25 protein-coding genes are annotated in these 26,059 nt (G+C 67.2%); 18 read left to right on the top strand and 7 right to left on the bottom strand.

Annotated elements, in window-relative coordinates; all coding sequences use genetic code 11:
* Positions 1–26 precede the first annotated feature (26 nt).
* From AC5P56_RS01215 to hslU, 8 genes are all read left to right on the top strand, one after another.
* Complete coding sequence (locus tag AC5P56_RS01215) at positions 27–2,138, top strand: S9 family peptidase (RefSeq protein WP_164077332.1); 2,112 nt, start codon at positions 27–29, stop codon at positions 2,136–2,138.
* Between the two features lie 54 nt (positions 2,139–2,192).
* Positions 2,193–2,621: a YbaN family protein gene (locus tag AC5P56_RS01210; RefSeq protein WP_134809316.1), complete on the top strand. Its 429-nt coding sequence runs from the start codon at positions 2,193–2,195 to the stop codon at positions 2,619–2,621.
* Positions 2,622–2,703: 82 nt separating this feature from the next.
* Positions 2,704–2,976 carry an LPS translocon maturation chaperone LptM gene (lptM, locus tag AC5P56_RS01205; protein ID WP_014648465.1) on the top strand — a complete coding sequence of 91 codons (273 nt, stop codon included), beginning with the start codon at positions 2,704–2,706 and terminating at the stop codon, positions 2,974–2,976.
* The gene (gene dapF, locus AC5P56_RS01200) at positions 2,969–3,820 is read left to right on the top strand and encodes a diaminopimelate epimerase (RefSeq protein ID WP_049439987.1); all 852 of its coding nucleotides are present in this window, start codon (positions 2,969–2,971) and stop codon (positions 3,818–3,820) included. The genes lptM and dapF overlap by 8 nt, the downstream gene beginning before the upstream one ends.
* Positions 3,817–4,491 carry a DUF484 family protein gene (locus AC5P56_RS01195; protein WP_014648463.1) on the top strand — a complete coding sequence of 225 codons (675 nt, stop codon included), beginning with the start codon at positions 3,817–3,819 and terminating at the stop codon, positions 4,489–4,491. Before dapF ends, AC5P56_RS01195 begins: the two co-directional genes overlap by 4 nt.
* A gap of 16 nt (positions 4,492–4,507) precedes the next feature.
* A complete protein-coding gene (gene xerC, locus AC5P56_RS01190) occupies positions 4,508–5,404 on the top strand; it encodes a tyrosine recombinase XerC (RefSeq protein WP_046432594.1) in 897 nt (298 codons plus the stop codon).
* A gap of 85 nt (positions 5,405–5,489) precedes the next feature.
* Positions 5,490–6,041 (top strand): ATP-dependent protease subunit HslV, encoded by a 552-nt coding sequence (gene hslV / locus AC5P56_RS01185; RefSeq protein ID WP_005411093.1) that lies wholly within the window; start codon positions 5,490–5,492, stop codon positions 6,039–6,041.
* A 103-nt stretch (positions 6,042–6,144) separates the two neighbouring features.
* Positions 6,145–7,518, top strand: a complete 1,374-nt coding sequence (hslU, locus tag AC5P56_RS01180) for an ATP-dependent protease ATPase subunit HslU (RefSeq protein WP_014648461.1) — start codon at positions 6,145–6,147, stop codon at positions 7,516–7,518.
* 96 nt (positions 7,519–7,614) lie between these two features.
* Here hslU and AC5P56_RS01175 read toward each other — a convergent pair whose 3' ends face one another.
* Positions 7,615–8,607, bottom strand: a complete 993-nt coding sequence (locus tag AC5P56_RS01175; protein ID WP_495231400.1) for a Gfo/Idh/MocA family protein — start codon at positions 8,605–8,607, stop codon at positions 7,615–7,617.
* Positions 8,608–8,653: 46 nt separating this feature from the next.
* Positions 8,654–9,313, bottom strand: coding sequence for an efflux transporter SmeDEF transcriptional repressor SmeT (smeT, locus tag AC5P56_RS01170; RefSeq protein ID WP_049439981.1), 660 nt, complete (start codon positions 9,311–9,313; stop codon positions 8,654–8,656).
* A gap of 224 nt (positions 9,314–9,537) precedes the next feature.
* Between smeT and smeD the strand changes: the two genes are divergently transcribed.
* From smeD to smeF, 3 genes are all read left to right on the top strand, one after another.
* Complete coding sequence (gene smeD, locus AC5P56_RS01165) at positions 9,538–10,722, top strand: multidrug efflux RND transporter periplasmic adaptor subunit SmeD (RefSeq protein ID WP_014648458.1); 1,185 nt, start codon at positions 9,538–9,540, stop codon at positions 10,720–10,722.
* 12 nt (positions 10,723–10,734) lie between these two features.
* Positions 10,735–13,857 carry a multidrug efflux RND transporter permease subunit SmeE gene (gene smeE / locus AC5P56_RS01160; RefSeq protein WP_014648457.1) on the top strand — a complete coding sequence of 1,041 codons (3,123 nt, stop codon included), beginning with the start codon at positions 10,735–10,737 and terminating at the stop codon, positions 13,855–13,857.
* Between the two features lie 92 nt (positions 13,858–13,949).
* Positions 13,950–15,350 (top strand): multidrug efflux RND transporter outer membrane subunit SmeF, encoded by a 1,401-nt coding sequence (gene smeF / locus AC5P56_RS01155; RefSeq protein ID WP_115444190.1) that lies wholly within the window; start codon positions 13,950–13,952, stop codon positions 15,348–15,350.
* A 142-nt stretch (positions 15,351–15,492) separates the two neighbouring features.
* Here smeF and AC5P56_RS01150 read toward each other — a convergent pair whose 3' ends face one another.
* From AC5P56_RS01150 to AC5P56_RS01135, 4 genes are all read right to left on the bottom strand, one after another.
* Entirely contained in the window at positions 15,493–15,915 is a 423-nt protein-coding gene (locus AC5P56_RS01150; RefSeq protein WP_032961193.1) for a low affinity iron permease family protein, read from the bottom strand.
* A 67-nt stretch (positions 15,916–15,982) separates the two neighbouring features.
* Positions 15,983–16,318: a hypothetical protein gene (locus AC5P56_RS01145; RefSeq protein WP_005411085.1), complete on the bottom strand. Its 336-nt coding sequence runs from the start codon at positions 16,316–16,318 to the stop codon at positions 15,983–15,985.
* Positions 16,319–16,393: 75 nt separating this feature from the next.
* On the bottom strand, positions 16,394–16,648 hold the full coding sequence (locus tag AC5P56_RS01140; protein WP_495231399.1) for a hypothetical protein: 255 nt from the start codon (positions 16,646–16,648) through the stop codon (positions 16,394–16,396).
* 199 nt (positions 16,649–16,847) lie between these two features.
* Positions 16,848–17,300, bottom strand: coding sequence for a nucleoside deaminase (locus tag AC5P56_RS01135; RefSeq protein WP_005419409.1), 453 nt, complete (start codon positions 17,298–17,300; stop codon positions 16,848–16,850).
* A gap of 80 nt (positions 17,301–17,380) precedes the next feature.
* Here AC5P56_RS01135 and ubiE point away from each other — a divergent pair, with 80 nt between their 5' ends.
* The 4 genes from ubiE to AC5P56_RS01115 all read left to right on the top strand — a co-directional run bounded on the left by ubiE (position 17,381) and on the right by AC5P56_RS01115 (position 21,850).
* A complete protein-coding gene (gene ubiE, locus AC5P56_RS01130; protein WP_005411082.1) occupies positions 17,381–18,142 on the top strand; it encodes a bifunctional demethylmenaquinone methyltransferase/2-methoxy-6-polyprenyl-1,4-benzoquinol methylase UbiE in 762 nt (253 codons plus the stop codon).
* A gap of 300 nt (positions 18,143–18,442) precedes the next feature.
* Entirely contained in the window at positions 18,443–20,371 is a 1,929-nt protein-coding gene (locus AC5P56_RS01125) for a M1 family metallopeptidase (protein WP_495231398.1), read from the top strand.
* A gap of 127 nt (positions 20,372–20,498) precedes the next feature.
* Complete coding sequence (locus AC5P56_RS01120; RefSeq protein ID WP_008265071.1) at positions 20,499–21,230, top strand: hypothetical protein; 732 nt, start codon at positions 20,499–20,501, stop codon at positions 21,228–21,230.
* A complete protein-coding gene (locus AC5P56_RS01115) occupies positions 21,230–21,850 on the top strand; it encodes an HAD family hydrolase (protein ID WP_049406055.1) in 621 nt (206 codons plus the stop codon). The genes AC5P56_RS01120 and AC5P56_RS01115 overlap by 1 nt, the downstream gene beginning before the upstream one ends.
* Positions 21,851–22,035: 185 nt before the next feature.
* Here the strand turns inward: AC5P56_RS01115 and AC5P56_RS01110 are convergent, their stop codons facing one another.
* Positions 22,036–22,974 carry a carbohydrate kinase family protein gene (locus tag AC5P56_RS01110; protein ID WP_005411078.1) on the bottom strand — a complete coding sequence of 313 codons (939 nt, stop codon included), beginning with the start codon at positions 22,972–22,974 and terminating at the stop codon, positions 22,036–22,038.
* Between the two features lie 283 nt (positions 22,975–23,257).
* Between AC5P56_RS01110 and AC5P56_RS01105 the strand changes: the two genes are divergently transcribed.
* From AC5P56_RS01105 to mreD, 3 genes are all read left to right on the top strand, one after another.
* Positions 23,258–24,304 (top strand): rod shape-determining protein, encoded by a 1,047-nt coding sequence (locus AC5P56_RS01105; RefSeq protein ID WP_005419402.1) that lies wholly within the window; start codon positions 23,258–23,260, stop codon positions 24,302–24,304.
* Positions 24,305–24,425: 121 nt separating this feature from the next.
* Positions 24,426–25,574 (top strand): rod shape-determining protein MreC, encoded by a 1,149-nt coding sequence (gene mreC, locus AC5P56_RS01100; RefSeq protein WP_111205658.1) that lies wholly within the window; start codon positions 24,426–24,428, stop codon positions 25,572–25,574.
* A complete protein-coding gene (gene mreD, locus AC5P56_RS01095; protein WP_005419400.1) occupies positions 25,571–26,056 on the top strand; it encodes a rod shape-determining protein MreD in 486 nt (161 codons plus the stop codon). The genes mreC and mreD overlap by 4 nt, the downstream gene beginning before the upstream one ends.
* Positions 26,057–26,059 lie beyond the last annotated feature (3 nt).

The following is a 26,059-nucleotide window of genomic DNA, read 5'->3' as shown; positions in this document are numbered from 1 at the left end:
CATTGATGCGCCAGGAGCCTTATCTCATGAAGTCCACCCTCTGCCTGTTGCTCGCCAGCCTGATGACCACGACTGCTACCGCCGCCACGCCGCCCGTTCCGCCGGATGCCGCCAAGCATCCGCATGTGGTCAAGGCGCCGTTCGGCGCGACCCGCAACGATGACTATTACTGGCTGCGCGACGACAAGCGCGAGAACAAGGACATGCTGGCCTACCTGCAGGCAGAGAATGCCTACGCCGACCAGCTGCTGGCACCGCTGAAGCCACTGGAAGACACCCTGTACAAGGAGATCGTCGGCCGCATCAAGCAGGATGATTCCAGCGTGCCGGCGCGCGAGCGCGGCTACTGGTACTACAGCCGCTTCGAGACCGGCCAGGATTACCCCATCCACGCGCGCCGCAAGGGCAGCATGGAGGCGGCCGAGGAAATCCTGCTGGACGTCAACGCAATGGCCGCCGGCAAGGGCTACTTCAGCGTCGGCTCGATGGAAGTCAGCCAGGACAACCAGCTGCTGGCCTGGGCCGACGATGACGTCGGCCGCCGCCAGTACACGATCCGCTTCAAGGACCTGGCCACCGGCACGGTGCTGCCCGATGTGATCACCGGCAGCTCCGGCGACCTGGTCTGGGCCGACGACAACCGCACCGTGCTGTATGTCGAGAACGATCCGGAAACGCTGCTGACCGTGCGCGTGAAGAAGCACGTGCTGGGCACCCCGGCCAGCGCCGACACCGTCGTCTACGAAGAGAAGGACGACAGCTTCTACATGGGCATCGGCCGCACCCGCGACGATCGCTTCATCACCATCGGCGTGCACAGCACCGTGTCCTCGGAAGAGCGCTACGCGCCGGCCAGCGACCCGACCACCTTCACCGTGCTGGCGCCGCGCCAGCGCGATGTCGAGTACGACGCCGACCACCATGACGGCCGCTGGGTGATCCGCACCAACGACGGTGCGAAGAACTTCAAGCTGGTCACCGCGCCGACCGATGCCACCTCGCGCGCGCAATGGAAGGATTGGATCGCGCACGACGATGCGGTGTTCATCGAAGGCTTCGAACTGTTCGACACGTACACCGCCATCGCCGAACGTTCCGAGGGCCTGGAGCGCATCCGCCTGCTGTTCAAGGACGGGCGCAGCGACTACGTGAAGGCCGACGAGCCGGCCTATTCGATGGGCCTGGGCGACAACACCGAGGCCGATACGCCGTGGCTGCGCTACGTCTACACCTCGATGACCACCCCGACCACCGTGTTCGAGCTGAACACCGCCACCGGCGAGCGTCGCCAGCTGAAGGTGCAGCCGGTGATCGGCTATGACGCCTCGAAGTACGAGACCGACCGCGTCTGGATCACCGCGCGCGATGGCGTGAAGGTGCCGGTGTCGCTGGTCTACCGCAAGGGCTACCGGAAGGACGGCAAGGGCGCGCTGTTCCAGTACGCCTACGGCAGCTACGGCATGTCGATGGATCCGTACTTCAACCAGACCGCGGTCAGCCTGCTTGATCGTGGCGTGGTGTATGCCATCGCCCACATCCGTGGCGGCCAGGAGATGGGGCGCGACTGGTACGAGAACGGCAAGCTGCTGCACAAGCAGAACACCTTCAACGACTTCATCGACGTCACCCGTGGCCTGGTAGCACAGGGCTGGGCGGCGAAGGATCGCGTGGCCGCGTCCGGTGGCAGCGCCGGCGGCCTGCTGATGGGCGCGGTGGCCAACCAGGCGCCGCAGGATTACCGGGTGATGGTGGCGCAGGTGCCGTTCGTCGACGTGGTCACCACCATGCTCGACCCGACCATTCCGTTGACCACCAACGAATACGACGAGTGGGGCAACCCGGAGCAGAAGCCGTATTACGACTACATGCTGTCCTACTCGCCCTATGACAACGTGAAGCAGCAGGCGTACCCGGCGCTGTACGTGGGTACCGGCCTGTGGGATTCGCAGGTGCAGTACTGGGAGCCCGCCAAATGGGTGGCCAAGCTGCGTGATGACAACACCGGCCACTACCCGATCCTGTTCCGCACCAACATGGAAGCTGGCCACGGCGGCAAGTCGGGGCGCTTCCAGCGCTACCGCGAACTGTCCGAGTCGTACGCGTTCGTGCTGCAGCAGCTGGGCATCGCCCAGCCGTAACGGCGAAGGGGCGCCGGGCGCTGCCTGGCACCCCGAACCGGTATCCTTGCGGCCATGAGCCAGCCCGAGCCATCTGCACCCCGCGATAGCGCCACGCCGCCGCGCGTGGTGCGTTTCCGCTGGGCATGGTGGCTGCTGGCGTACGTCAGCCTGGGCACCGGCATCGTCGGCATCTTCGTTCCGGGGCTGCCGACCACCGTATTCATCCTGATCTCGGCCTGGGCCGCCTCGCGCGGTTCGGAGCGCCTGCATACCTGGCTGCTGCAGCATCCGCGTTTCGGCCCGGCCATCGCCAACTGGCAGGCACACGGGGCGGTCAGCCGCTACGGCAAGTGGATGGCCACGATCACCATGGCGGTATGCGCCGGCATCATGCTGTGGTGCGTGCCGATCGCCTGGGTGAAGTGGTTCTCGATCGGCAGCATGACCGTGGTCGCAATCTGGCTGTGGACGCGGCCGCTGCCACCACGGCCCGCGGATTGAGCGCCGGCGGTAGTGCCGGCCGCTGGCCGGCCACCCGATTCCCTGCACCAACCGCTCAGCCGCCAATGGCTATACTCGGGGCATGAAGATCCCCCATCGAAACGCCATCCTGATTCCGCTGGCAGCGGCCTCGCTGCTGCTCCTCGCCGCCTGCGGCAACAAGGGCCCGCTGGTACTGCCGCAGAAGCCGGTGCCGGTGGAAGAAACCGTCGAACCCGCTGCCGAGCCCGCCACCGAGGCGACCGCGCCGCAGACCCAGGGCAGCGGCACCCCGGCCACGACCGTGGAGCCGGCCGCACCGGCCACCCAGCCGGCGCCAACGCCCGCGAAGAAGGCGGGCAGCGGGAATGAGTAAGGCCGGTTCCAGGGCCCTGCGTTTCAGCAAGATGCATGGCGCGGGCAATGATTTCGTAGTGATCGACCTGCGTGACGGCACCGCACCGCCCACGCCCGAGCTGGCCGCGCGCCTGGCCGACCGCCACACCGGCGTTGGCTGCGACCAGATCCTGACCATCGAGGCACCGCGTGCGGACGGTTCGGTGGCCTCGTACCGCATCTGGAATGCCGACGGCTCCAATTCCGAGCAGTGCGGCAACGGCGCGCGCTGCATCGCCGCCTGGCTGGTGCGCGAGGGCAGTGCGCAGGGCGGTGCATTCGTCATCGACAGCCCGCTGGCCAGCCATGAAGTGAAGGTGCTGGGCGAAGGGCAGTTTGCGGTGACGATGGGCGTGCCCGCCTTCGAGCCGGCCAACGTGCCGCTGATGGGCTTTGCGCACGCGCGCGAGGAATACCTGCTGCCGCTGCAGGGCGAGAGCGTACGCTTCGCCGCGGTGTCGATGGGCAACCCGCATGCGGTGATCGAAGTGGGCCTGGTCGATGCTGCACCGGTCGAGCGCGTCGGTGCGCTGCTGCAGCAGCATGCGTCGTTCCCGCGCTCGGTGAACGTGGGCTTCGCCCAGGTGATGAGCCCGGCCCACGCCCGCCTGCGCGTGTTCGAGCGCGGTGTCGGCGAGACCCTGGCCTGCGGCAGTGGTGCCTGTGCCGCCGCGGTGACCCTGATGCAGCGCGGTCGCCTGCAGCGCGATGCCCGCATCAGCCTGCCCGGTGGCGACCTGCGCATCCAGTGGCCGGGCGATGGCCAGCCGGTGGTGATGGCGGGCCCGACCGCATTCGTCTTCGAAGGGGAGTGGATCGCATGACCGAAACCGTCGACAAGCTCGGGGCCCATGAAGTCGCTGCCTGGTTGCGGCGTCATCCCGGCTTCCTCAAGCAGTTCCCGGACCTGGCCCTGACCCTGGTGGTGCCGCGTGACGACGGCCCGACCGCGTCGCTGGCCAGCTACCAGCTGGAAGTGCTGCGCGAGAAGAACCGCGAGCTGGCACGACGGTTGGCCGATCTGGGCGCGACCGCCCAGGTCAATGAGCGCCTGGCGGTGCGCACGCACCAGCTGACCCTGGCGCTGATGAAGCAGGACAACGCGGCTGACACCCTGCGCGCGATGGCCGCCTCGCTGCAGGAAGACTTCGCCGGCGACCTTGTGCGGCTGGTGGTGCACACGCCAGTGGCCGGGCTGGAACAGGCCGACTGGCTGCAGGTGATTGCCGCGGATGATCCGCAGCTGGGCCCGTTCCGCGATTGCCTGAACGATGGCGAGCCGATCTGCGGCCGCCTGCAGCCGGAAAAGAATGCCGTGCTGTACGGCGTGCGCAGCGAGGAAGTGCAGACCACCGCGCTGCTGCCGCTACCGGGCGTGGGCCTGATCGCGGTCGGCAGCCACGACCCGAACCGCTTCTACCCGGGCATGGGGACGTTGTTCCTGCGCATGATGGGCGACGCGCTGGTCACTGGCCTGAAGCGCTTCCCGGGCTGAGCAGGTTGCGACGACGATGAGCGCGGTACAGGCCTTCCTGCAGCACCTGCAGGTGGAGCGGCGGATGTCGGCGCATACGCTCGACGCCTACCGCCGCGACCTGGACGCGCTGTCGGCCTGGGCCGAGCCGCGTGGCGTGGCGGTGGAGGCACTGGATGCCGAGGCCGTGCGCCAGTTCGTTGCCGACGAGCACCGGCGTGGCCTGTCGGCCAAGAGCCTGCAGCGCCGCCTGTCGGCCTGCCGAAGCTTCTATGCCTGGCTGCTCAAGCACGGGCGCATCGAGGTCAGCCCGGCAGCGACGCTGAAGGCACCGCGCGCACCGCGCCGCTTGCCACAGGTCCTCGACGCCGATGAGGCGGTGCAGCTGGTCGAGCTGGAGCCGGAGGGTGAGCTCGGCCGCCGTGACCGCGCGTTGCTGGAACTGTTCTATTCCTCTGGCCTGCGCCTGAGCGAAGTCTGCGCGCTGACCTGGCGCGATCTGGATTTCGACAGCGGGTTGGTGAACGTGCTGGGCAAGGGCAACCGCCAGCGCCGGGTGCCGTTCGGCCGGCCCGCGCGCGAAGCCCTGCAGGCGTGGCGCACGGAAAGTGGGGGAGGTCCGGCCTCGCCGGTGTTCCCCGGCCGCAACGGGCCGATCAGCCAGCGTGCAGTGCAGATCCGCATCCGCCAGCTGGCGCAGCGCCAGGGCCTGTTCAAGCACGTGCACCCGCACATGCTGCGGCACAGTTTCGCCAGCCACATCCTGGAATCGTCCGGCGACCTGCGCGGTGTGCAGGAGCTGCTGGGCCACGCCGACATCGCCACCACGCAGATCTATACCCACCTCGATTTCCAGCACCTGGCCAAGGTCTACGACGCCGCGCATCCGCGCGCGAAGCGTCGACGCAGCAACGAGGGCAGCGGAGAAAGCTGAACGTTGCCCCTGCGGCAGCCGGTCGCGGGTGGCTTGAAGGGCGCAGCGCAGTCCCCACCTCTGGTTCTGTCACCCCGGAGGCATCATGGACCCCAGTCAGAACCCCAACGTTTTCCACGCCACCACCATCGTCTGCGTCCGTCGCGGCGAGCACGTGGCCATTGCCGGCGACGGCCAGGTCACGCTGGGCCACACCGTGATGAAGGGCAACGCGCGCAAGGTGCGCCGCCTTGGTCGTGATGGCCAGGTGCTGGCCGGCTTCGCCGGTGCCGCCGCCGATGCCTTCACCCTGTTCGAGCTGTTCGAGGCCAAGCTGGAAAAGCATGGCCAGCTGCAGCGTGCTGCGGTCGAACTGGCCAAGGATTGGCGCACCGAGCGCCGCCTCGGCAAGCTGGAAGCCCTGTTGGCGGTGGCCGACAAGGAAACCTCGCTGATCATCAGCGGCACCGGCGATGTGATCGAGCCGGAGGACGGCATCATCGCCATCGGCTCGGGTGGCTCGTATGCACTGTCGGCCGCACGCGCCTTGATGGCGCACACCGAACTGGATGCGCGCACCATCGCCAGCGAAGCGATCGGCATCGCCGGCGACATCTGCATCTACACCAACCGCAACGTGGTGGTCGAGGAGCTGTGAGGGTAGCGTCGGCCGCTGGCCGGCAACCTCATGATCCCCCGCACGCGTGCCTGGTTGCCGGCCAGCGGCCGGCACTACCGACAAAGAATCCGTGAGCACATCCATGTCGAAGATCGAAGTTTCCTCCGCCACCATGACCCCGCGCGAGATCGTGCAGGAACTGGACCGGCACATCGTCGGCCAGCACGACGCCAAGCGCGCCGTGGCCATCGCCCTGCGCAACCGCTGGCGCCGCATGCAGCTGGTGCCCGAGCTGCGCAATGAAGTGATGCCGAAGAACATCCTGATGATCGGCCCGACCGGCGTCGGCAAGACCGAGATCGCGCGTCGCCTGGCCACGCTGGCCAACGCGCCGTTCGTGAAGGTCGAAGCCACCCGCTTCACCGAAGTCGGCTACGTCGGCAAGGACGTCGAGCAGATCATCCGCGACCTGGCCGATACCGCGGTCAAGCTCTATCGCGAACAGGCCAAGGTGCGCGTACGCACCCAGGCCGAAGAGCGTGCCGAAGACCGCATCCTGGATGCGCTGCTGCCGCGCCGCAGCGGTGGCATCGGCTTCGATCCGGAAGTCGCCCGCAACGAGCCGTCGGCGCAGGACAACGAGACCCGCATCAAGTTCCGCAAGATGCTGCGCAACGGTGAGCTGGACGAGCGCGAGATCGAACTCGACTTGGCCGCCAACGTCAGCATGGACATCATGACCCCGCCGGGCATGGAGGAAATGGGCCAGCAGCTGAAGTCGATGTTCGCCAACCTCGGCGGCGGCGCCAAGGCGCACAAGCGCACGCTGACCATCAAGGCCGCGCGCCCGCTGCTGATCGAGGAAGAAGCGGGCAAGCTGGTCAACGAGGACGACATCCGCACCGCCGCGATCGAGGCCTGCGAGCAGCACGGCATCGTCTTCATCGACGAGATCGACAAGGTCGCCAAGCGTGGCGACAACGTGGGTGGTGGTGACGTGTCGCGCGAAGGCGTGCAGCGCGACCTGCTGCCGCTGGTGGAAGGCTCCAACGTGTCCACCAAGTACGGCACGATCAAGACCGACCACATCCTGTTCATCGCGTCGGGCGCGTTCCATCTGGCCAAGCCCAGCGACCTGATTCCGGAGCTGCAGGGCCGCTTCCCGATCCGCGTGGAGCTGGGTGCGCTGAGCAAGAACGATTTCGTGCGCATCCTGACCGAACCGAAGGCCGCGCTGACCAAGCAGTACGAAGCACTGCTGGCCACCGAAGGCGTCAAGGTCAGCTTCACTGCCGATGCCATTGATCGTCTGGCCGAGATCGCTTTCCAGGTGAACGAACGCCAGGAAAACATCGGCGCGCGTCGCCTGCATACGGTGCTGGAGCGCCTGCTGGATTCGCTCAGCTACGAGGCACCGGACCGCGACGGCGAAACCCTGGCCATCGACAGCGCCTACGTGGACAAGCACCTGGGTGAGCTGGTGCAGGACCCGGACCTGAGCCGCTACATCCTGTAATGCCCGGTGGGGTCGGATCCCTCGCCGTGGCGAGGGCGCTGACCCCGCCCACTGCAGCAGAAAAGGCCGCCGCAAGGTGGCCTTTTTGCTGTGCGGTCAGTGCGATTGCCGGGTGCGGTAGTCCCGCAGCACCTGGTCGATCACTGCACTGGTGCGGGCGGCGCTGATGCCGTTCGAGGGCGAGTGCCCGTTGCCGCGCAGTTCGTCCACGAGGGAGGCGATCAACGGCTGCTGGATCGACGACGGGTTCGGGATGTCGAAGGCCTGCACGCCCGCTTCGGTTTCCAGCTCCACCGGAACGTCCTCGAAGGTGGCAAAGCGCAGCTGGCCACGGTCGCCGGTGATCTCGATCTGATCCTGGCGGCGGAACGCGCAGAAGCTCCATTGCGCGATGCCGTGCGTCCCCGTCCCGGTGCGGAAGCACATCGAGACGCTGTCCTCGGCGGCGTAGGCGCCGGTCAACGAGCTGGCCAGGCCACGCACATCGCTCAGCGGCCCCAGCAGATGGTCGAGCAGGTCCAGGGTATGCGAGCCCAGGTCGACGAACAGCCCGCCGCCGGCGATCGCGGGGTTGGTCCGCCAGAAGTCAGGCGATGCGGCATCCACTGAATGCGGCCGGTGCAGGGTGGCGCGCACGGCGCGCACTGTGCCGATCGCGCCGTCGTCCAGCAGCTGCTTCACCTGTGCGAAGCGGGGCAGGGCACGGCGGTAGTAGGCCACGAACACGGGCACGCCGCTGCGGGCGCTGGCCGCGATGATGCGCTGGCACTCGTCGTCGTCCATGGCCATCGGCTTTTCGATGTAGACCGGCTTGCCCGCAGCAATCGCCTGCAATGCGTAGTGCATGTGCGTGGAGGGCGGTGTTGCAACGTAGACCGCGTTCACCTCCGGATCGGCGATGAGTGCATCGGCGTCCGCGTACCAGCGCGGAATCGCGTGGCGGCGTGCATAGTCTTCGGCCAATGCGGCATTGCGGCGCATGACCGCCACCACCCGTGAGCCCGGCGTGTTGGCCAGGGCCGGTCCGCTCTTCTTCTCGGTGACGCTGCCACACCCGATGAAGCCCCACACCACGTTGTCCAGGATCATCGATCTGCCCTTGCAGGGGGGGCCGCAGTGATGGGAGCAGCCTCGTTCACGCCTCGGGCAGCGGCTCGGGGACGGTGCCGGGAACGAACACACCATCCTTCACGTAGGCGGCCAGGGTCATGTCCAGCGCGAGCATGCCGTCGCGCTTGAGGTCCATCAGTTCCGGTTCGACCATCGCGCCGTGCAGCACGCCCAGCACGGTGGCGTGCAGCATGCGCGCGGCGATTTTCGGGTCGGCGCCTTCGCGCAGCTGGCCCAGATCGCGGGCGCGGCGCAGGGCACGCTCCATCCGGTCCAGCGCATCGCGGAATCCGGCCTGCTGCATTTCGGTCAGCACCCTGGTGTCCGCCGACGCATCGCTGCGCAGCATGATCTCCATGGTCTTGCGCAGGCGCTCGTCCTCGGACAGCTCGATGAACGAGTGGACCATTACCGCGCGCAGGTCGTGCACCGGGGTGTCGCGCTGGTCGGTGGAGGTGCGCTCCAGTTCCTGCATGAAGGGCAGGTGCACGCGCTCGACGATGGCGGCCAGCACCTCGCTCTTGTTCTTGAAGTGCCAGTAGACCGCGCCACGGGTGTAGCCGGCGCGGGCACCGATCATCTCCAGCGTGGTACGGGCCACGCCGTGTTCATGGAAGCAGGCTTCGGCGGCGTCAAGGATGCCTTCCCGGGTTGCCTGGGTGTCCTCTTTGGTCTTGCGGGCCATGGGTGTGGGTACGAGTGCGGGTGAAACGTGGCTGAATTGTACCGGTTTACAAACAAACAAGCATGTATGTATATTTCGCACCCATCATTCCCGTCGTGTGCGTGGCAGGCCGGTCCGGCGCCCACTCCACCCGGGTGGGCGCGATCTGCGGGCTTTCACCGGAAGGGGAACGTCCATCGATATCAGCTCCCTCTGAGATTCCTTCCTCCAAGAGCCTTTCCGTCATGTTGCTGAGCCGAATCCGACCCTTTGCACTGTCGCTGGCAATCGCCGCGACCGTGGCTGCCTGCGGCGGCCAACCCCAGGCCCCCGAGCAGGGCCCGGGTGACGTCACCGTGGTCACGCTGAAGTCCGAGACCGTGGGCTTGACCCGCGAACTGCCGGGCCGTACCAATGCCTTCCTGGTCGCCGAAGTGCGCCCGCAGGTCAATGGCATCGTGGCCAAGCGCCTGTTTACCGAGGGCGGCATGGTCAAGGCCGGCGAGCCGCTGTACCAGCTCGACGATGCCAGCTACCGGGCCCAGGCCAACAACGCCCGCGCCCAGCTGGCCCGCGCCGAAGCCACCGCCAATGCCGCGCGCCTGAGTGCCAAGCGCATCACCGAGCTGGCCAAGGTCGATGCGGTCAGCCAGCAGGACCTGGAGAACGCCGTCGCCGCGCAGAAGCAGGCCGAGGCCGACGTCGGTGCCGCCAAGGCCTCGCTGGATGCGGCCAACGTCACCCTGGGCTACGCCCGCATCACCGCGCCGATCAGCGGCCGCATCGGCAAGTCCAGCGTCACCCAGGGTGCGCTGGTCAGCGCCGGCCAGGCCAACGCACTGGCCACCGTGCAGCAGCTGGACCCGATCTATGTCGACCTGACCCAGTCCTCGGCCGAGCTGCTGCAGCTGCGCCGCGAACTGGCCGCCGGCCGCCTGCAGGACAACCAGACCCTGCCGGTCAGCATCCTGATGGAAGACGGCAGCACCTTCGAGCACAAGGGCACGCTGGAGTTCTCCGAAGTCAGCGTCGATCCGACCACCGGCAGCTTCGGCCTGCGCGTGAAGGTGGACAACCCGGACGGCCTGCTGATGCCGGGCATGTACGTGCGTGCGGTGATCGGCGGCGGCGTGCGCAGCGATGCGGTGCTGGTGCCGATGCAGGGCATCGCCCGCGACCCGAAGGGCGACACCACCGCGATGGTGGTCGGCAAGGACAACAAGGTCGAAGTGCGCCCGGTCAAGGTCAGCCGCACGGTCGGCGACAAGTGGCTGGTCGAGGACGGCCTGAAGGCCGGTGACAAGGTCATCGTCGAAGGCCTGCAGAAGATCGGCCCCGGCATGCCGGTCAAGGCCACCGAGAAGGGCGACGCACCGGCCAAGCCGGCGGCAGCCGCCCAGCCTGCCGCCCCGGCCGGCGACGCGAAGTAAGCGGAGAACCCCATGGCACGCTTTTTCATCGATCGACCCATCTTTGCGTGGGTGATCGCCATCATCATCATGCTCGCCGGCGGCCTGGCGCTGTTCAAGCTGCCGGTCTCGATGTACCCCAACGTCGCACCGCCGGCGGTGGAAATCAGTGCCACCTACCCGGGTGCATCGGCCAAGGTGGTCGAGGACTCGGTGACGCAGATCATCGAGCAGAACATGAAGGGCCTTGATGGCCTGATCTACTTCTCCTCCAACAGCTCGTCCAACGGCCAGGCCACCATCACCCTGACCTTCGAGAGCGGCACCAACCCGGATATCGCCCAGGTGCAGGTGCAGAACAAGCTGCAGCTGGCCATGCCGCTGCTGCCGCAGGAAGTGCAGCGGCAGGGCATCAACGTGGCCAAGTCCAGCTCGGGCTTCCTGAACGTCATCGCGTTCGTGTCCGAGAACGGCAGCATGGACGCCAACGACATCGCCGACTACGTCGGTTCCAATGTCGTCGACCGCCTGAGCCGCGTGCCGGGCGTGGGCAACATCCAGGTGTTCGGTGGCAAGTACGCCATGCGCATCTGGCTGGACCCGAACAAGCTGCATACCTATGGCCTGTCGGTGCCGGAAGTGACCGCCGCGATCAAGGCGCAGAACGCCCAGGTGGCGATCGGCCAGCTCGGCGGTGCGCCGTCGGTGAAGGGCCAGCAGCTCAACGCCACCATCAACGCGCAGTCGCGCCTGCAGACCCCGGAACAGTTCCGAAACATCATCGTGCGCGGTGCGCAGGACGGTGCCGAGCTGCGCCTGGGTGATGTCGCCCGCGTCGAGCTGGGTGCCGAGTCCTACGACTTCGTCACCCGCTACAACGGCCAGCCGGCCAGTGGCCTGGCGGTCACCCTGGCCACCGGCGCCAACGCGCTGGATACCGCGGCCGGTGTGGATGCCGCGCTGGAAGACATGAAGGGCTTCTTCCCGGCCGGCCTGAAGGCCGAGATCCCGTACGACACCACCCCGTTCGTGCGCGTGTCGATCAAGGGCGTGGTGCAGACCCTGATCGAAGCGATCGTGCTGGTGTTCGTGGTGATGTACCTGTTCCTGCAGAACTTCCGCGCCACCCTGATCCCGACCATCGCCGTGCCGGTGGTGCTGCTGGGTACCTTCGGCGTGCTGGCGATGCTGGGCTTCTCGGTGAACATGCTGACCATGTTCGCGATGGTGCTGGCGATCGGCCTGCTGGTGGACGATGCCATCGTGGTGGTGGAGAACGTCGAGCGCATCATGTCCGAGGAAGGGCTGTCGCCGCTCGAAGCGACCCGCAAGTCGATGGGCCAGATCACCGGTGCGCTGGTGGGTATCGGCCTGGTGCTGTCGGCGGTGTTCGTGCCGATGGCCTTCATGAGCGGCTCCACCGGCGTGATCTATCGGCAGTTCTCGGCCACGATTGTCTCTGCGATGGCGTTGTCGGTGCTGGTGGCGATCGTGCTGACCCCGGCACTGTGCGCGACCATGCTCAAGCCGCTGAAGAAGGGTGAGCACCACGTCGCCCACCGTGGCCTGGCCGGTCGCTTCTTCAATGGCTTCAACCGTGGCTTCGATCGCACCAGCGAAAGCTACCAGCGCGGCGTGCGCGGCATCATCCACCGTCCGTGGCGCTTCATGGGCATCGTGGCGGCCTTGTTCGTGCTGATGGGCGTGCTGTTCGTGCGCCTGCCCAGCTCGTTCCTGCCCAACGAAGACCAGGGCGTGCTGATGGCGCTGGTGCAGGCGCCGGTCGGTGCCACCCAGGAACGCACGCTGGAATCGATCGCGGCACTGGAAAACCACTTCCTGCAGAACGAGAAGGATGCGGTGGACTCGGTGTTTTCCGTGCAGGGATTCAGCTTCGCCGGCATGGGCCAGAACGCGGGCATGGCGTTCGTCAAGCTGAAGGACTGGAGCGAGCGTGACGCCGACAATGGCGTGATGCCGATCACCGGCCGTGCGATGGCGGCCCTGGGCCAGATCAAGGATGCCTTCATCTTCGCCTTCCCGCCGCCGGCCATTCCGGAGCTGGGGACCGCCTCGGGCTACACCTTCTTCCTGAAGGACAACAGCGGCCAGGGCCACGAGGCACTGGTGGCCGCGCGCAACCAGCTGCTCGGCCTGGCCGCAGGCAGCAAGAAGCTGGCCAACGTACGCCCGAACGGCCAGGAAGACACGCCGCAGTTCCGCATCGACATCGACGCGGCCAAGGCGACCTCGCTGGGACTGTCGATCGACCAGATCAACGGCACGCTGGCAGCCGCGTGGGGCAGCTCGTACATCGATGACTTCGTCGATCGTGGCCGCGTCAAGCGTGTGTTCGTGCAGGCCGACCAGGCGTTCCGCATGGTGCCGGAGGACTTCGATCTCTGGTCCGTGAAGAACGACAAGGGTGAGATGGTGCCGTTCAGCGCCTTCGCTACCAAGCACTGGGACTACGGTTCGCCGCGCCTGGAACGCTACAACGGTGTGTCGGCAATGGAAATCCAGGGCGAACCGGCCCCGGGTGTCGCCTCCGGTGATGCCATGGCCGAGATCGAACAGCTGGCCAAGCAGCTGCCGGCGGGTTTCGGCATCGAATGGACGGCGATGTCCTACCAGGAACGCCAGGCCGGCTCGCAGACGCCGCTGCTGTATACGCTGTCGCTGATGATCGTGTTCCTGTGCCTGGCCGCGATGTATGAAAGCTGGAGCGTGCCGACCGCGGTGCTGCTGGCGGCCCCGCTGGGTATCCTCGGCGCGGTGCTGGCCAACACCTTCAAGGGCCTGGAGCGCGACATCTACTTCCAGGTGGCGATGCTGACCACGGTGGGCCTGACCAGCAAGAACGCGATCCTGATCGTCGAGTTCGCCAAGGAAAACCTGGAAAAGGGCGCCAGCCTGATCGAGTCGATCATGCACGCCGTGCGCGACCGCCTGCGCCCGATCGTGATGACCTCGCTGGCCTTCGGCATGGGCGTGGTACCGCTGGCGATCTCCACCGGTGCCGGCTCCGGCGCCAAGCAGGCGATCGGCACCGGCGTGCTCGGCGGCATGATCGTCGGCACCGTGCTCGGCGTGTTCTTCGTGCCGCTGTTCTTCGTGGTGGTGCAGCGCGTGTTCAAGCGCAGATCCACGACGTGACCTGAAACGGTCATGCCGGCCTCAGGCTGGCGTTATCGAAACGGTAGTGCCGGCCGCTGGCCGGCACTGCCTCCTGCCATCCGGCAGTACCGATGGAAGTGATCCCCATGAAAAGTGCATCCCTGTTCCTCTCCATTGCCGCCACGCTCGCGCTGGCCGGCTGCTCCACCCTGGCGCCGAAGAACACCGCCGTCGCTCCGGCGATTCCTGCGCAGTGGCCGGCCGAGGCCGCGCAGGGCGAGGTGGCCGATGTCGCCGCCGTCGGCTGGCGCGATTTCTTCACCGATGCGCGCCTGCAGCAGGTGATCGAGCAGTCGCTGCAGAACAACCGCGACCTGCGCGTGGCCGTGCTCAATGTCGAGCGCGCGCGTGGCCAGTACCGCGTGCAGCGCGCCGATCGCGTGCCCGGCGTGGCCGTGACCGGCCAGATGGACCGCCGTGGTACCGATGCCGGTGTCACCGAGCAGTTCAGCGCGGGCGTGGGTGTGGCCGAGTTCGAGCTGGACCTGTTCGGTCGCGTGCGCAACCTCAGCGAGGCGGCGCTGCAGCAGTACTTCGCCGTGGCTGCCAACCGCCGCAACGCGCAGCTGAGCCTGGTGGCCGAGACCGCCACCGCGTGGCTGACCTATGGGGCTGATGCGCAGCGGCTGAAGATCGCCGATGCCACGCTGAAGACCTACGAGGATTCGCTGCGCCTGGCCGAGGCCCGCCACGAACGCGGCGGCAGTTCGGCGCTGGAGCTGACCCAGACCCGTACCCTGGTCGAGACCGCACGCACCGATGCCGCGCGCCTGCGCGGCCAGCTGGCCCAGGACCGCAACGCACTGGCGCTGCTGGCCGGTGGCCAGCTCGATCCGGCACTGTTGCCGGACAGCATCGAACCGCAGCTGCTGGCGCTGGCCCCGCCGCCGGCCGGCCTGCCCAGCGACGTGCTGCTGCAGCGCCCGGACATCATGGCCGCCGAACACCAGCTGCTGGCCGCCAATGCCAACATCGGTGCGGCACGCGCAGCGTTCTTCCCGAGCATCTCGCTGACCGGCAGCATCGGCAGCGGCTCCAGCGAACTGTCCAACCTGTTCGACAGCGGCACCCGTGTGTGGAGCTTCCTGCCGAAGATCACCCTGCCGATCTTCCAGGGCGGCAAGCTGCGCGCCAACCTGGCCATCGCCAACGCGGATCGTGATATCGCACTGGCGCAGTACGAGAAGTCGATCCAGGTGGGATTCCGCGAAACGGCCGATGCGCTGGCGTTGAATGTCAGCCTGGATGAGCAGGTGAGTTCACAGCAGCGCCTGGTGGAAGCGGCCGAACAGGCCAATCGCCTGTCGCAGGCACGCTACGACGCGGGGCTGGACAGCTTTGTCACCCTGCTTGACGCGCGGCGTACCGCCTACAACGCGCAGCAGACCCAGCTGCAGGCGCAGCTGGCGCAGCAGGCCAACCGCATCACCCTGTACAAGGTGCTGGGCGGCGGCTGGCACGAGCGCGGGTAAGCAGTGCTTCTGGTAGGTGCCAACCTTGGTTGGCACGGATGCGTCAGCGCAGGCGGCTGGCCCTGTGCCAACCAAGGTTGGCACCTACCTGGAGATCGAGGGTAGTGCCGGCCGTTGGCCGGCATTGTCATTCGGAGGCCTGCTATACCGCTTCATCGTCGCGCCGCGCCGCATGGCAGGCGCGAACGCGCGCCAGCGCATCGCCGGCTTCGCGCGCCATCTGCTCGTACTCGGCGCGGATCTCTTCCAGGCGCGCTTCATCCAGTTCTTCCAGATCCAACAGTTCGTTGTTGGCTTCGGCCGTCGCCCGGATCAGCTCGTCCAGCTTGATCTGCATCGCGGCAGTATCCGCGTTCTGCGTGTGCTGGATCAGGAACACCATCAGGAAGGTGATGATGGTGGTGCCGGTGTTGATCACCAGCTGCCAGGTGTCGTTGAAACCGAACACCGGGCCACTGATGCCCCAGATCACCACGATCGCTACTGCAGCCAGGAAGGTCCACGGCGAGCCGGTGGCGGCCGCGGCCTTCTTGGCGATCGTATTGAACAGGTTGCGTGCTTTCATCGTCGTCGTCCCACTCAGGTGACGAGGATGATCGGCAGTGGCCCGTGCAGGGGTTGTGCAGCGGCGGTCAGGCGCGCATGCGCTGCAGTCGTGGCGCCTGCAGGCTGCGCACCGGGCTGCTCTGGTAGACGTGCTGCCAGCAACGGTCGACGAACTCACGGGCCTGGGCTTCGCTCAGCCGCGGCATGATCTGCAGGGCGTATTGGGTCTGGAACATCTCGTCACGTTCGGCCTCGCTGGCGCGCGGCTGGGTGATCAGCGAATCACAGGCGAACTTGATCCACGGCACGTACGAGCCGAACGAGTTGTGCGGCAGTGCGCCTTCGGCATGTTGGCGGCGCCAGTGGTCAAGCTCGGCGTCAACGTTGATGACCGGAGGAATGGTGGGGACTTCAGCGTGCATGACAATCCAGTTCGGTTGAGTGGAAAGGGAGTGGGGGTTCATCCGAGTGTGGCGTATATGGCGGTGCATGCCGCGTCAGCGGGATGTGGAGCCTGCGTTGGGATGGCCGATCGCATGTTCGACCGCACCGAGGTCTTCGGCCAGAGTGGCCATCGCATTGCACAGGCGTTCGTGGTCGAGCGGGTGGCGGCGGACCAGCTCCAGTTGCATGTGCTGATAGGCAGTCCAGAACGGCGCGCCGCGCCGGTGCAGCGCATATTGCTGCCGCAAGCGTTCGCGGATCGGATCGAGGATCGGGTCTGTCGTAGGGCGTACGGCGTGCGCGCACATGGCTGGCTCCGCCGGGGAAAGGATGCCCCGGTGAACCCACCGTAGGCGTGTCAGCCGCGTGGGGTGTTACCGCAATGTGTGCGCGTGGCCTGGCTGACTGTGCGCGCGGTCACGCCGATGCCCGCAAAGGCCGCCGGCGCAAGGGCGCACCGGCGCTGAAGCGTTCATTAAATGTGTTGCAGAGACGAGCGCGCGTGGCTCATTCGCCGATGTCCTCGTTCCAGATGTCGGGATGACGGCTGATGAAATCGCCCAGCAGGTCCACGCATTCCTGGTTGTCCAGGTCGATCACGTTGACGCCGTTTTCGCGCAGCCAGTCGATGCCGCCCTGGAAGGTGCGCGATTCGCCCACCACCACGGTGCCGATGTTGAACTGGCGCACCAGGCCCGAGCAGTACCAGCACGGGGCCAGGGTGGTGACCATGATGGTGTCCTGGTAACGGCGCTGGCGGCCGGCCTTGCGGAAGGCGTCGGTTTCCCCATGTACCGACGGGTCGCCTTCCTGCACGCGGCGGTTGTGGCCGCAGCCGAGCAGGCGGCCGTCGTTGTGGTACAGCGCCGCGCCGATCGGCACGCCGCCCTCGGCCAGGCCCTGGCGGGCTTCGGCGATGGCGGTCTGCAGCAGGGCCTGGTAGTCGGGCGTGGTGATCATGCGGGGCTCCGGTAAGTCGTGGCCCGCCATCATACGGGCAGGGGGTGCCGCTGGCCCCCGGCGGTGCGATAATCGGGGCCATGAGCGAATCCCCCTACAAAGCCGGTACCACCCATTTCGGGTTCCGCGACGTCGCCGCCAAGGACAAGCAGAAGCTGGTCGGCCAGGTGTTCACCTCGGTCGCGCGCAACTACGACCTGATGAACGACCTGATGAGCCTGGGCGTGCACCGGGCGTGGAAGCGCTACTACGTGGCCACCGCGCAGGTGAAGCCGGGCGACCGCGTGCTCGACCTGGCCGGCGGCACCGGCGACATCGCCGCCCTGCTGAAGGAGCGCGTCGGCGCCGAGGGCTCGGTGGTGCTGGGCGACATCAACGCCGGCATGCTGTCGGTCGGCCGTGACCGCCTGACCAACCGCGGCCTCGTGCTCGGCCTGGACTACGTGCAGTGCAACGCCGAAGCCCTGCCGTTCCCGGACAACAGCTTCGATCTGGTCACCATTGCCTTCGGCCTGCGCAACGTGACCGACAAGGACGCTGGCCTGCGCGAGATGTACCGCGTGCTGAAGGTGGGCGGCCAGGCCCGCGTACTGGAATTCTCCGAAGTCACCGCGGACTGGTTCAAGCCGATCTACGACTTCCACTCGTTCAAGATCCTGCCCAAGCTGGGCAAGCTGTTCGCCAACGATTCGGACAGCTACCAGTACCTGGCCGAGAGCATCCGCAAGCACCCGCCGCAGGACGAACTGAAGGCGATGATGGGGCAGGCCGGCTTCGAGCGCTGCCACTACAAGAACCTGACCGGCGGCATCGTCTCGATCCACTCCGGCTACAAGCTGTAAGCCCTGCTCTGGTGGGTGCCAACTTGGTTGGCACTCGCCCGCTGCGGTCATCCGCTCTGGTAGGTGCCGACCTTGGTCGGCACGGGCCTGCCGCGTGCGTTGATGGATCCGTGCCAACCAAGGTGGGCACCTGCCTGTAGATGCCAACCAAGGTTGGCACCTACCTGTAGATGCCAACCTTGGTTGGCATGCGCCGGAGGCGCAGGAACGGCCCCGGCCTGCATTACCCCGCACCGCGCAACGCCTGCGCGGCCGGAGGGAGGTACCATTAGGGTTTGATCCCCGTAACGGTCCCGATTCATGCGTAATCCGCTGATGCTCCTTCCGCTGGCCGTGGCCCTGGCCGCCGGCTGCTCCCAGGAGGCGGCCGCGCCCGCCGCCGCCCCGACTGCCGCAAAGGCCCCCGCCGCCCCCGTGAACGCCGAGAACCGCAGCCACGACGAAAGCTCGTACGCCGAGCCGGACAAGGTCGTCATCAAGGACATCGCACTGGATCTGAAGCTGGACTTCGACCAGAAGCAGATCGGCGGCACCGCCACCTACACCCTGGAATGGAAGCAGAAGGACGCCAGGCAGCTGGTGCTCGACACCCGCGAGCTGACCGTGTCCAAGGTCGAGGCCGTCGGTGCCGATGGCGCGCGCAGCCCGCTGCAGTTCGCGCTGGCCCCGGTCGACAAGGTGTTCGGCAGCAAGCTGACCATCGAGACCCCGGAACAGCCGGCCAAGGTGGAAGTGACCTACCACACCGCACCGACCGCCTCGGGCCTGCAGTGGCTGGCGCCGTCGATGACCGAAGGCAAGAAGCTGCCCTTCATGTTCAGCCAGTCGCAGGCCATCCACGCCCGCTCCTGGGTGCCGCTGCAGGACACCCCGAGCGTGCGTTTCACCTACAGCGCGCACGTGGTCTCGCGCCCGGACGTGATGGTGCTGATGAGCGCCGACAACGATCCGAAGGCCGCGCGTGACGGTGACTACACCTTCAAGATGCCGCAGCCGATTCCGTCCTACCTGCTGGCCATCGCCGCCGGCGACCTGGTGTTCGAGCCGATCTCCGGCCGCTCCGGCGTCTGGGCCGAGCCGACCATGGTCAACAAGGCCGCCAAGGAATTCGAAGACACCGAGAAGATGATCGGTGCCGCCGAGAAGCTCTACGGCGAATACCGCTGGGGCCGCTACGACATGCTGGTGCTGCCGCCGTCGTTCCCGTTCGGCGGCATGGAGAATCCGCGCCTGACCTTCGCCACCCCGACCGTGATCGTCGGTGACAAGTCGCTGGTCTCGCTGGTCGCCCATGAACTGGCGCACAGCTGGTCGGGCAACCTGGTGACCAACGCCAGCTGGAAGGACATCTGGCTCAATGAAGGCTTCACCACCTACGTCCAGGGCCGCATCACCGAAGCCCTGTACGGCAAGGAGATGGCCGAGATGGAGAAGCAGATCGACCAGACCGACCTGCTGGCCGAAGTGAAGGACATGAGCCCGGCCGACCAGGCGCTGGCGCTGCCGCCGCTGAACGAGCGTGACCCCGACGAAGCCCTCAGCCAGGTCGCCTACGTCAAGGGTTCGTGGTTCCTGGAATTCCTGGAGCAGCGCTTCGGCCGCGAGACCTTCGATCCGTTCCTGCGCGGCTGGTTCGATGACCATGCCTTCCAGAGCGCGAACACCGACCAGTTCGTCGCGTACATGAAGAAGAACCTGCTGCCGAAGAATCCCTCGGCAGTGACCGAGGCCGAACTGAAGGCGTGGCTGGACGAGCCGGGCATTCCGGCGTTCGCGGCCAAGGCGCAGTCGCGCAACTTCAGCAGCGTCGATACCGCGCGCATTGCCTTCGCCAGCGCCGGCACCGTGCCGAGCAGCCAGGTCATCGCCGACTGGAGCACGCAGGAATGGGTGCGCTTCATCGACGGCCTGGGTGCGACCCAGCCGCTGGACAAGCTGGCCACGCTGGACAAGGCGTTCCACTTCACCGGCACCCCGAATGGCGAGATCGCCATGCGCTGGTACCCGCTGGCGATCCGCAGCGGCTACGAGCAGGCCAATGAAGGTGCTGCCGCGTTCATCGAGCGCGTCGGCCGTCGCAAGCTGATCCTGCCGATCTACGCCGAACTGGTGAAGACCCCGAAGGAGCTGGAGCTGGCCAAGCAGGCCTTTGAAAAGGCCAAGCCGGGCTACCACCCGATCACCACGGCCTCGGTCCAGGACATGCTGGCCAAGGCTGAAGCCAAGTAACCGGTGGTGCCGGCCGCTGGCCGGCAACCGGTCACTGCTTCACCAGCTACGGCGGGGAAACCCGCCGTTGCTGTATCCGCTTTTCGCTGCCGATAGAATCGGGATGCACTCGCATAGGACCTCCGCCATGAAACGACTGATCCTGCTCACCGCCTGCACCCTGGCCCTGGCCGCCTGCAGCAACCCCGAGGAAGAGCGCAAGGCGCAGGAAGCCGCCGCGGCCGCCGTGCAGGCGCAGAAGGAAGCCAAGGCCGAGGACGTGGCCAAGCAGTACGACATGGCCGTGGCCGCGCAGGACTGGGAACGCGCGCGCCTGCATGGCGCCTCGCTGCTGGACCAGTACAAGGACACCGCCGCCGCCGAGCGCATCGCCGCGGGCTTCGACGAGGTCAAGGCCAAGGGCGATGCCGCGCGCGACCTGCGCCGCATGCAGGCGCTGTGGCAGTACAACCAGATCCCGGTGGGCAACAAGGGCAACCAGGTTTCGGCGCAGATCTACAGCAAGGAACGGGTGGACGTGGATGGCAGCGGCGCCAAGCCGGTGCAGCTGGTGTTCCGCGATCACCCGGAGTGGAAGCGGCACGCTTACCTGGTGCTGCAGGCCGGCGATTTCCGCTGCCCGCAGTGCACGGTGAAGGTGACCGTGGACGATGGCAAGCCGGTGTCGATGGCGGCCTGGCGCCCGAAGACCGATGAAGCCATCGCCCTGTTCATCACCGACCAGAAGGCGTTGTGGAAGCTGGCGCGCAAGGGCAAGTCGATCAGCATCGAGTTCCCGGTCAAGGCTGGCGGCACGCGTACGGCCGTGTTCGAGACCGGCGGTGTCGACGCCAGTCGCATGCCGCAGTGGTGGCAGTGATGATCGCGACGGGCAGCGCAGTGCACGCGTTGTCCGCGATCCGGCACTGGGTCTTCGACATGGATGGCACGCTGACCGTCGCCGTGCATGATTTCGCCGCGATCCGCCGTGCGCTGCAGATCGCGGCCGAGGAGGACATCCTGGACCATATCGCAGCGTTGCCGGATGCGCCGGCGCAGGCCAAGCGTGAGTGGCTGCTGGATCACGAACGTGTGCTGGCCGAGGAGGCGCTGCCGGCGCCGGGTGCGGTGACGCTGCTGCGTGCGCTGGCAGCCGACGGTTGCCGGCTGGGCATCCTGACCCGCAACGATCATGCGCTGGCGAAGCTGACGCTGGACGCGATCGGGGTCGGGGAACTGTTCGATGATGCCGACATCGTCGGCCGTGATGAAGCGGTGCCCAAGCCCTCGCCGGATGGCCTGCAGCAGCACCTGCGGCGCTGGGGCATTGCAGCGAGGGAGGCGGTGATGGTCGGCGACCACGCCTACGACCTGGAGTGCGGCCGCGCCGCGGGCGCCCATACCGTGCTGGTCAACCTGCCGGAAAACCCGTGGCCCGGCCGTGCCGACTGGCATTTCGCCGATTGCCGCGCGCTGTTGGCGGCCTGGCAGGCCGCATGACCGTGTAGAGCCGAGCCCACGCTCGGCTGCCCTGCGGTCAGATCGCGCAGGCGCGCGCAAGCCGAGCATGGGCTCGGCTCTACAGAGCAGGCAACGTGTCGGTCGGAAGTTCCGGTAGTGCCGGCCGCCGGCCGGCAGTGTCGACCCAGGTCGACACCCACCGAGCGATGCGCGGGCAGTTCGGTTTACGCGCCCAGCGCGTAACCGAACTGCTGCTTGAACTGCTCGTTGAACTCGTCGAAGGTGAAGCGCTGGTTCTGCGTGCCTGGGTGCTCGACCTTCAGTGCGCCCATCAGGTTGCCCATGCGGCCGATGGTCAGCCAGTCGTAGCCCTTCTGGATGCCGTAGATCAGGCCGGCGCGGAAGGCGTCGCCACAGCCGGTCGGGTCGACCACGCGGCGCTCGTGCGCCGGCGGGATGTCGTAGCTCTTTTCCGGGGTGTGGATGACCGCGCCCTTCGGGCCGCGGGTGGTGATGTAGGCCTTGACCCGGCTGACGATCTCCTTTTCGTCCCAGCCGGTGCGTTCCTGCAGCAGGTTCGACTCGTAGTCGTTGACCACCACGTAGTCGGCCTGGTCGATGAAGGCGCGCAGCTCGGGGCCGTTGAACAGCGGCATGGCCTGGCCCGGGTCGAAGATGAACGGGATGCCGTCCTCGTGGAATTCCTGCGCGTTCTGGATCATGCCTTCGCGGCCATCCGGGCCGACCAGGCCCAGGGTCACGCCCGGCACGCCGCGCACATGGTTCTCGTAGGAACGCATCATCGCGCCCGGGTGGAAGGCGGTGATCTGGTTGTTGTCGTGGTCGGTGGTGATGAACGCCTGCGGGGTGAACAGCTCATCGATCACGCGCACGCGCGACAGGTCGATGCCCAGGCCTTCGAAATACTCGCGGTACGGGCCGAAGTCCGAACCCACGGTGCCCATCGGGATCGGCTGGCCGCCCAGCAGGTGCAGGTTGTAGGCGATGTTGCCGGCGCAGCCGCCGAACTCGCGGCGCATGCGCGGCACCAGGAAGGACACGTTCAGGATGTGCACCTTGTCCGGCAGGATGTGATTCTTGAACTGGTCCGGAAACACCATGATGGTGTCGAAGGCAAGAGAACCACAGATCAGAGCGGACATCGATGTAAGCCTATGCGGTGAATTTTGGGGTGGGCCAGCCCGGTTCAGCGGGCAAGCAAACGGCGCCCTTGGGCGCCCGACGGCGCAAAGGTTACCCGCTGGTGCCGCTCAGGGCCAGAACCGGGTGATGCCCGATCAGGCCGAAAGCCTGTGAAGACGCGGGTTCAGCTAGTTTTTTCCTTGCTCGGCGGCAGGCGGGTTGCTAGGCTTGTCGGCCTCGATTTCTGCCCATTTTTTCGCCATCCCGCGGCGGGCACGACACCCCTCAGGACTCCTTCCTCAGATGTTCAAGAAACTCCGTGGCATGTTCTCCAACGACCTGTCCATCGACCTGGGCACGGCCAACACCCTCATCTACGTGCGCGGGCAGGGGATCGTGCTGAACGAGCCGTCGGTCGTGGCCGTGCGCCAGGACCGTGCCATCGGTGGCACCCGCTCGGTGGCAGCCGTGGGCGCCGAAGCCAAGCAGATGCTGGGCCGTACCCCGGGTCACATCACCACCATCCGCCCGATGAAGGACGGCGTCATCGCCGACTTCACCTACACCGAGGCGATGCTCAAGCACTTCATCAAGAAGGTGCACAAATCGCGCGTGCTGCGCCCGAGCCCGCGCGTGCTGGTCTGCGTGCCGGCCGGCTCGACCCAGGTCGAGCGCCGCGCGATCAAGGAATCGGCCGAGGAAGCCGGTGCCCGTGACGTGTTCCTGATCGAAGAACCGATGGCGGCCGCGATCGGCGCCGGCATGCCGGTCACCGAGGCCCGTGGCTCGATGGTCATCGACATCGGCGGCGGCACCACCGAAGTGGCGGTGATCTCGCTCAACGGCATCGTCTATTCGGCCTCGGTCCGCATCGGCGGCGACCGCTTCGACGAGTCGATCACCAACTACGTGCGCCGCAACCACGGCATGCTGATCGGTGAAGCCACCGCCGAGCGCATCAAGGTCGAGCTGGGCTGCGCCTACCCGCAGGCGGAAGTGATCGAGATGGAAATCTCCGGCCGCAACCTCGCCGAGGGCGTGCCGAAGATGATCAAGATCAGCTCCAACGAGGTGCTCGAGGCCCTGCACGAGCCGCTGTCGGGCATCGTCAGCGCGGTCAAGCTGGCGCTGGAGCAGACCCCGCCGGAACTGTGCGCCGACGTCGCCGAGCGCGGCATCGTGCTGACCGGTGGTGGCGCCCTGCTGCGCGATCTGGACCGCCTGATCTCCGAGGAAACCGGCCTGCACGTGCAGGTGGCCGACGATCCGCTGACCTGCGTGGCCCGCGGTGGCGGCCGTGCGCTGGAGCTGGTGGACATGCACGGCAACGAGTTCTTTGCGCCGGAATAAGCCGTCCCGGCCGTTCCTGCCCGCCGCGCCCTTCCGGGGTGCGGCCCGCCGTGATGGCGGGCCGGCACCGGCGGGGCGCCCGCGTGTTTCCCTTTCGCCTTCTGCCAGTTGAATCGTTGCCGTGCCGCCCTACGCCGGTCCTCCCGTTGCCTCCCGATCCGGTGATGCCGCCAGCCCCCTGCGGTTGCTGGCCTATCTCGCGTTGGCCATCACCCTGATCGTGCTCGATGACCAGGCCGGCTGGCTGGCGCGCCTGCGCGAGCAGGCCAACAGCCTGGTGCAGCCGGTATGGGCGCTGGCCGGCCTGCCCGGCAAGCTCGGCAACCAGGTCAAGGATTCCGCCGCCAGCCATACCCAGCTGGTGACCGAGAATCGCGAACTGCGCAACCAGCTGCTGCTGGCCAACGCGCGCCTGACCCGCCTGCAGACCGCCGCGCTGGACAATGCCCAGCTGCGCGAACTGCTGAACGTGGCCGAGCGCAGCGGCCTGGACGTGCAGCTGGCGCCGATCCTGGACATCGACCTGGACCCGGTGAAGCAGCGCCTGGTGCTCGACGCCGGCACCCGCGAAGGCGTGCACGTCGGCCAGGCGGTGATCGATGCCGGCGGCTTGATGGGGCAGGTGATCAGCGTCACCGGCGGCACCTCCACCGTGCTGCTGCTGACCGACCCCGACCACGCGGTGCCCGTTACCGTGGCCCGCAACGGCGTGCGCCTGATCGTCTACGGCCGCGGCGACACGCTGGAGCTGCGCGACATTCCGCTCAGCGCCGGCGTGGAAGTGGGCGATGAGATCGTTACCTCCGGCCTCGGCGGGCGCTTCCCGGCCGGCTTCCCGGTCGGCACCATCACCGGCCTGCGCCCGGACGACACCCACGCCTTCCTGGTCGGCGAACTGAAGCCGGCGGCCCAGCTCGACCGCGGCCGCGACGTGCTGCTGCTGCGCCCGGGCGCGGCGATCCGCATTCCGCCGGAACTGCGCCTGCAGCTGGAAGAAACCGCCCCGGGGGGGCCGGCCACCGGCGCCAGCGTGCCTGCGGGAGCCGCGCCAGCGGCAACGACGCCGGCTCCGGCCAGCTCCCCGGTAGTGCCGGCCGCTGGCCGGCAACAGCCCTCGTCGCAAACGAGGACTGTTGCCCCCGCATCCTCCCTTACCCCCGCGCCTTCGGCGCGCCCCCCTCAACAAGAGGGGGGCTCCACCCCAGCCTCCGGCGCTACGGTAGTGCCGGCCGCTGGCCGGCAACCGACCACGCCGGAGGCCCAGCGATGAGCCGCCTGCGCGACAACCCGTGGGTGCTGCCGGCCAGCCTGGTGGTGGCGCTGCTGCTGGGCCTGCTGCCGTTGCCGGCGCTGCTGCAGCCGCTGCGCCCGTACTGGCTGGCGCTGGTGCTGGCGTACTGGGTCATCGAAGCCCCCGAACGCGTCGGCCTGGGCATCGCCTTCGCCAGCGGCGTGGTTGCCGACCTGCTGTACGGCGGCGTGCTGGGCGAACAGGCGCTGCGGCTGGTGATGCTGGCCTTCATCCTGCAGCGCTTCCGCGCCCGCATCCGCTTCTTCCCGATGTCCCAGCAGATGCTGGCCATCGGCGGCCTGCTGTTCAACGACCGCATCGTCAGCGCGCTGGTCCACATCGTGGTGGATGAGCCGACCCTGCCGTGGTCGTACTGGTGGGCACCGCTGCTGGGCATGGGCCTGTGGCCGCTGGTGTTCGTGCTGCTGGACGCGGTGCGCTTCGGCAAGCGCGGGCGCTGAGCC

Source organism: Stenotrophomonas sp. YJH_SMC_131 (assembly GCF_059367975.1).
This window is presented reverse-complemented; position numbering and strand designations above follow the sequence as displayed.

Bases quoted from the DNA above. Each gene is read 5' to 3' on its own strand.
- AC5P56_RS01110 (WP_005411078.1), bottom strand. From the start codon at position 22,974: ATGTCCGCTCTGATCTGTGGTTCTCTTGCCTTCGACACCATCATGGTG.
- lptM (WP_014648465.1), top strand. From the start codon at position 2,704: ATGAAGATCCCCCATCGAAACGCCATCCTGATTCCGCTGGCAGCGGCC.
- xerC (WP_046432594.1), top strand. From the start codon at position 4,508: ATGAGCGCGGTACAGGCCTTCCTGCAGCACCTGCAGGTGGAGCGGCGG.
- hslU (WP_014648461.1), top strand. From the start codon at position 6,145: ATGTCGAAGATCGAAGTTTCCTCCGCCACCATGACCCCGCGCGAGATC.
- smeE (WP_014648457.1), top strand. From the start codon at position 10,735: ATGGCACGCTTTTTCATCGATCGACCCATCTTTGCGTGGGTGATCGCC.
- AC5P56_RS01105 (WP_005419402.1), top strand. From the start codon at position 23,258: ATGTTCAAGAAACTCCGTGGCATGTTCTCCAACGACCTGTCCATCGAC.
- mreD (WP_005419400.1), top strand. From the start codon at position 25,571: ATGAGCCGCCTGCGCGACAACCCGTGGGTGCTGCCGGCCAGCCTGGTG.
- smeT (WP_049439981.1), bottom strand. From the start codon at position 9,313: ATGGCCCGCAAGACCAAAGAGGACACCCAGGCAACCCGGGAAGGCATC.
- AC5P56_RS01125 (WP_495231398.1), top strand. From the start codon at position 18,443: ATGCGTAATCCGCTGATGCTCCTTCCGCTGGCCGTGGCCCTGGCCGCC.
- hslV (WP_005411093.1), top strand. From the start codon at position 5,490: ATGGACCCCAGTCAGAACCCCAACGTTTTCCACGCCACCACCATCGTC.
- dapF (WP_049439987.1), top strand. From the start codon at position 2,969: ATGAGTAAGGCCGGTTCCAGGGCCCTGCGTTTCAGCAAGATGCATGGC.
- AC5P56_RS01140 (WP_495231399.1), bottom strand. From the start codon at position 16,648: ATGTGCGCGCACGCCGTACGCCCTACGACAGACCCGATCCTCGATCCG.
- smeF (WP_115444190.1), top strand. From the start codon at position 13,950: ATGGAAGTGATCCCCATGAAAAGTGCATCCCTGTTCCTCTCCATTGCC.
- AC5P56_RS01145 (WP_005411085.1), bottom strand. From the start codon at position 16,318: ATGCACGCTGAAGTCCCCACCATTCCTCCGGTCATCAACGTTGACGCC.
- AC5P56_RS01115 (WP_049406055.1), top strand. From the start codon at position 21,230: ATGATCGCGACGGGCAGCGCAGTGCACGCGTTGTCCGCGATCCGGCAC.
- AC5P56_RS01120 (WP_008265071.1), top strand. From the start codon at position 20,499: ATGAAACGACTGATCCTGCTCACCGCCTGCACCCTGGCCCTGGCCGCC.
- AC5P56_RS01150 (WP_032961193.1), bottom strand. From the start codon at position 15,915: ATGAAAGCACGCAACCTGTTCAATACGATCGCCAAGAAGGCCGCGGCC.
- AC5P56_RS01135 (WP_005419409.1), bottom strand. From the start codon at position 17,300: ATGATCACCACGCCCGACTACCAGGCCCTGCTGCAGACCGCCATCGCC.
- ubiE (WP_005411082.1), top strand. From the start codon at position 17,381: ATGAGCGAATCCCCCTACAAAGCCGGTACCACCCATTTCGGGTTCCGC.
- AC5P56_RS01215 (WP_164077332.1), top strand. From the start codon at position 27: ATGAAGTCCACCCTCTGCCTGTTGCTCGCCAGCCTGATGACCACGACT.
- smeD (WP_014648458.1), top strand. From the start codon at position 9,538: ATGTTGCTGAGCCGAATCCGACCCTTTGCACTGTCGCTGGCAATCGCC.
- AC5P56_RS01175 (WP_495231400.1), bottom strand. From the start codon at position 8,607: ATGATCCTGGACAACGTGGTGTGGGGCTTCATCGGGTGTGGCAGCGTC.
- AC5P56_RS01210 (WP_134809316.1), top strand. From the start codon at position 2,193: ATGAGCCAGCCCGAGCCATCTGCACCCCGCGATAGCGCCACGCCGCCG.
- AC5P56_RS01195 (WP_014648463.1), top strand. From the start codon at position 3,817: ATGACCGAAACCGTCGACAAGCTCGGGGCCCATGAAGTCGCTGCCTGG.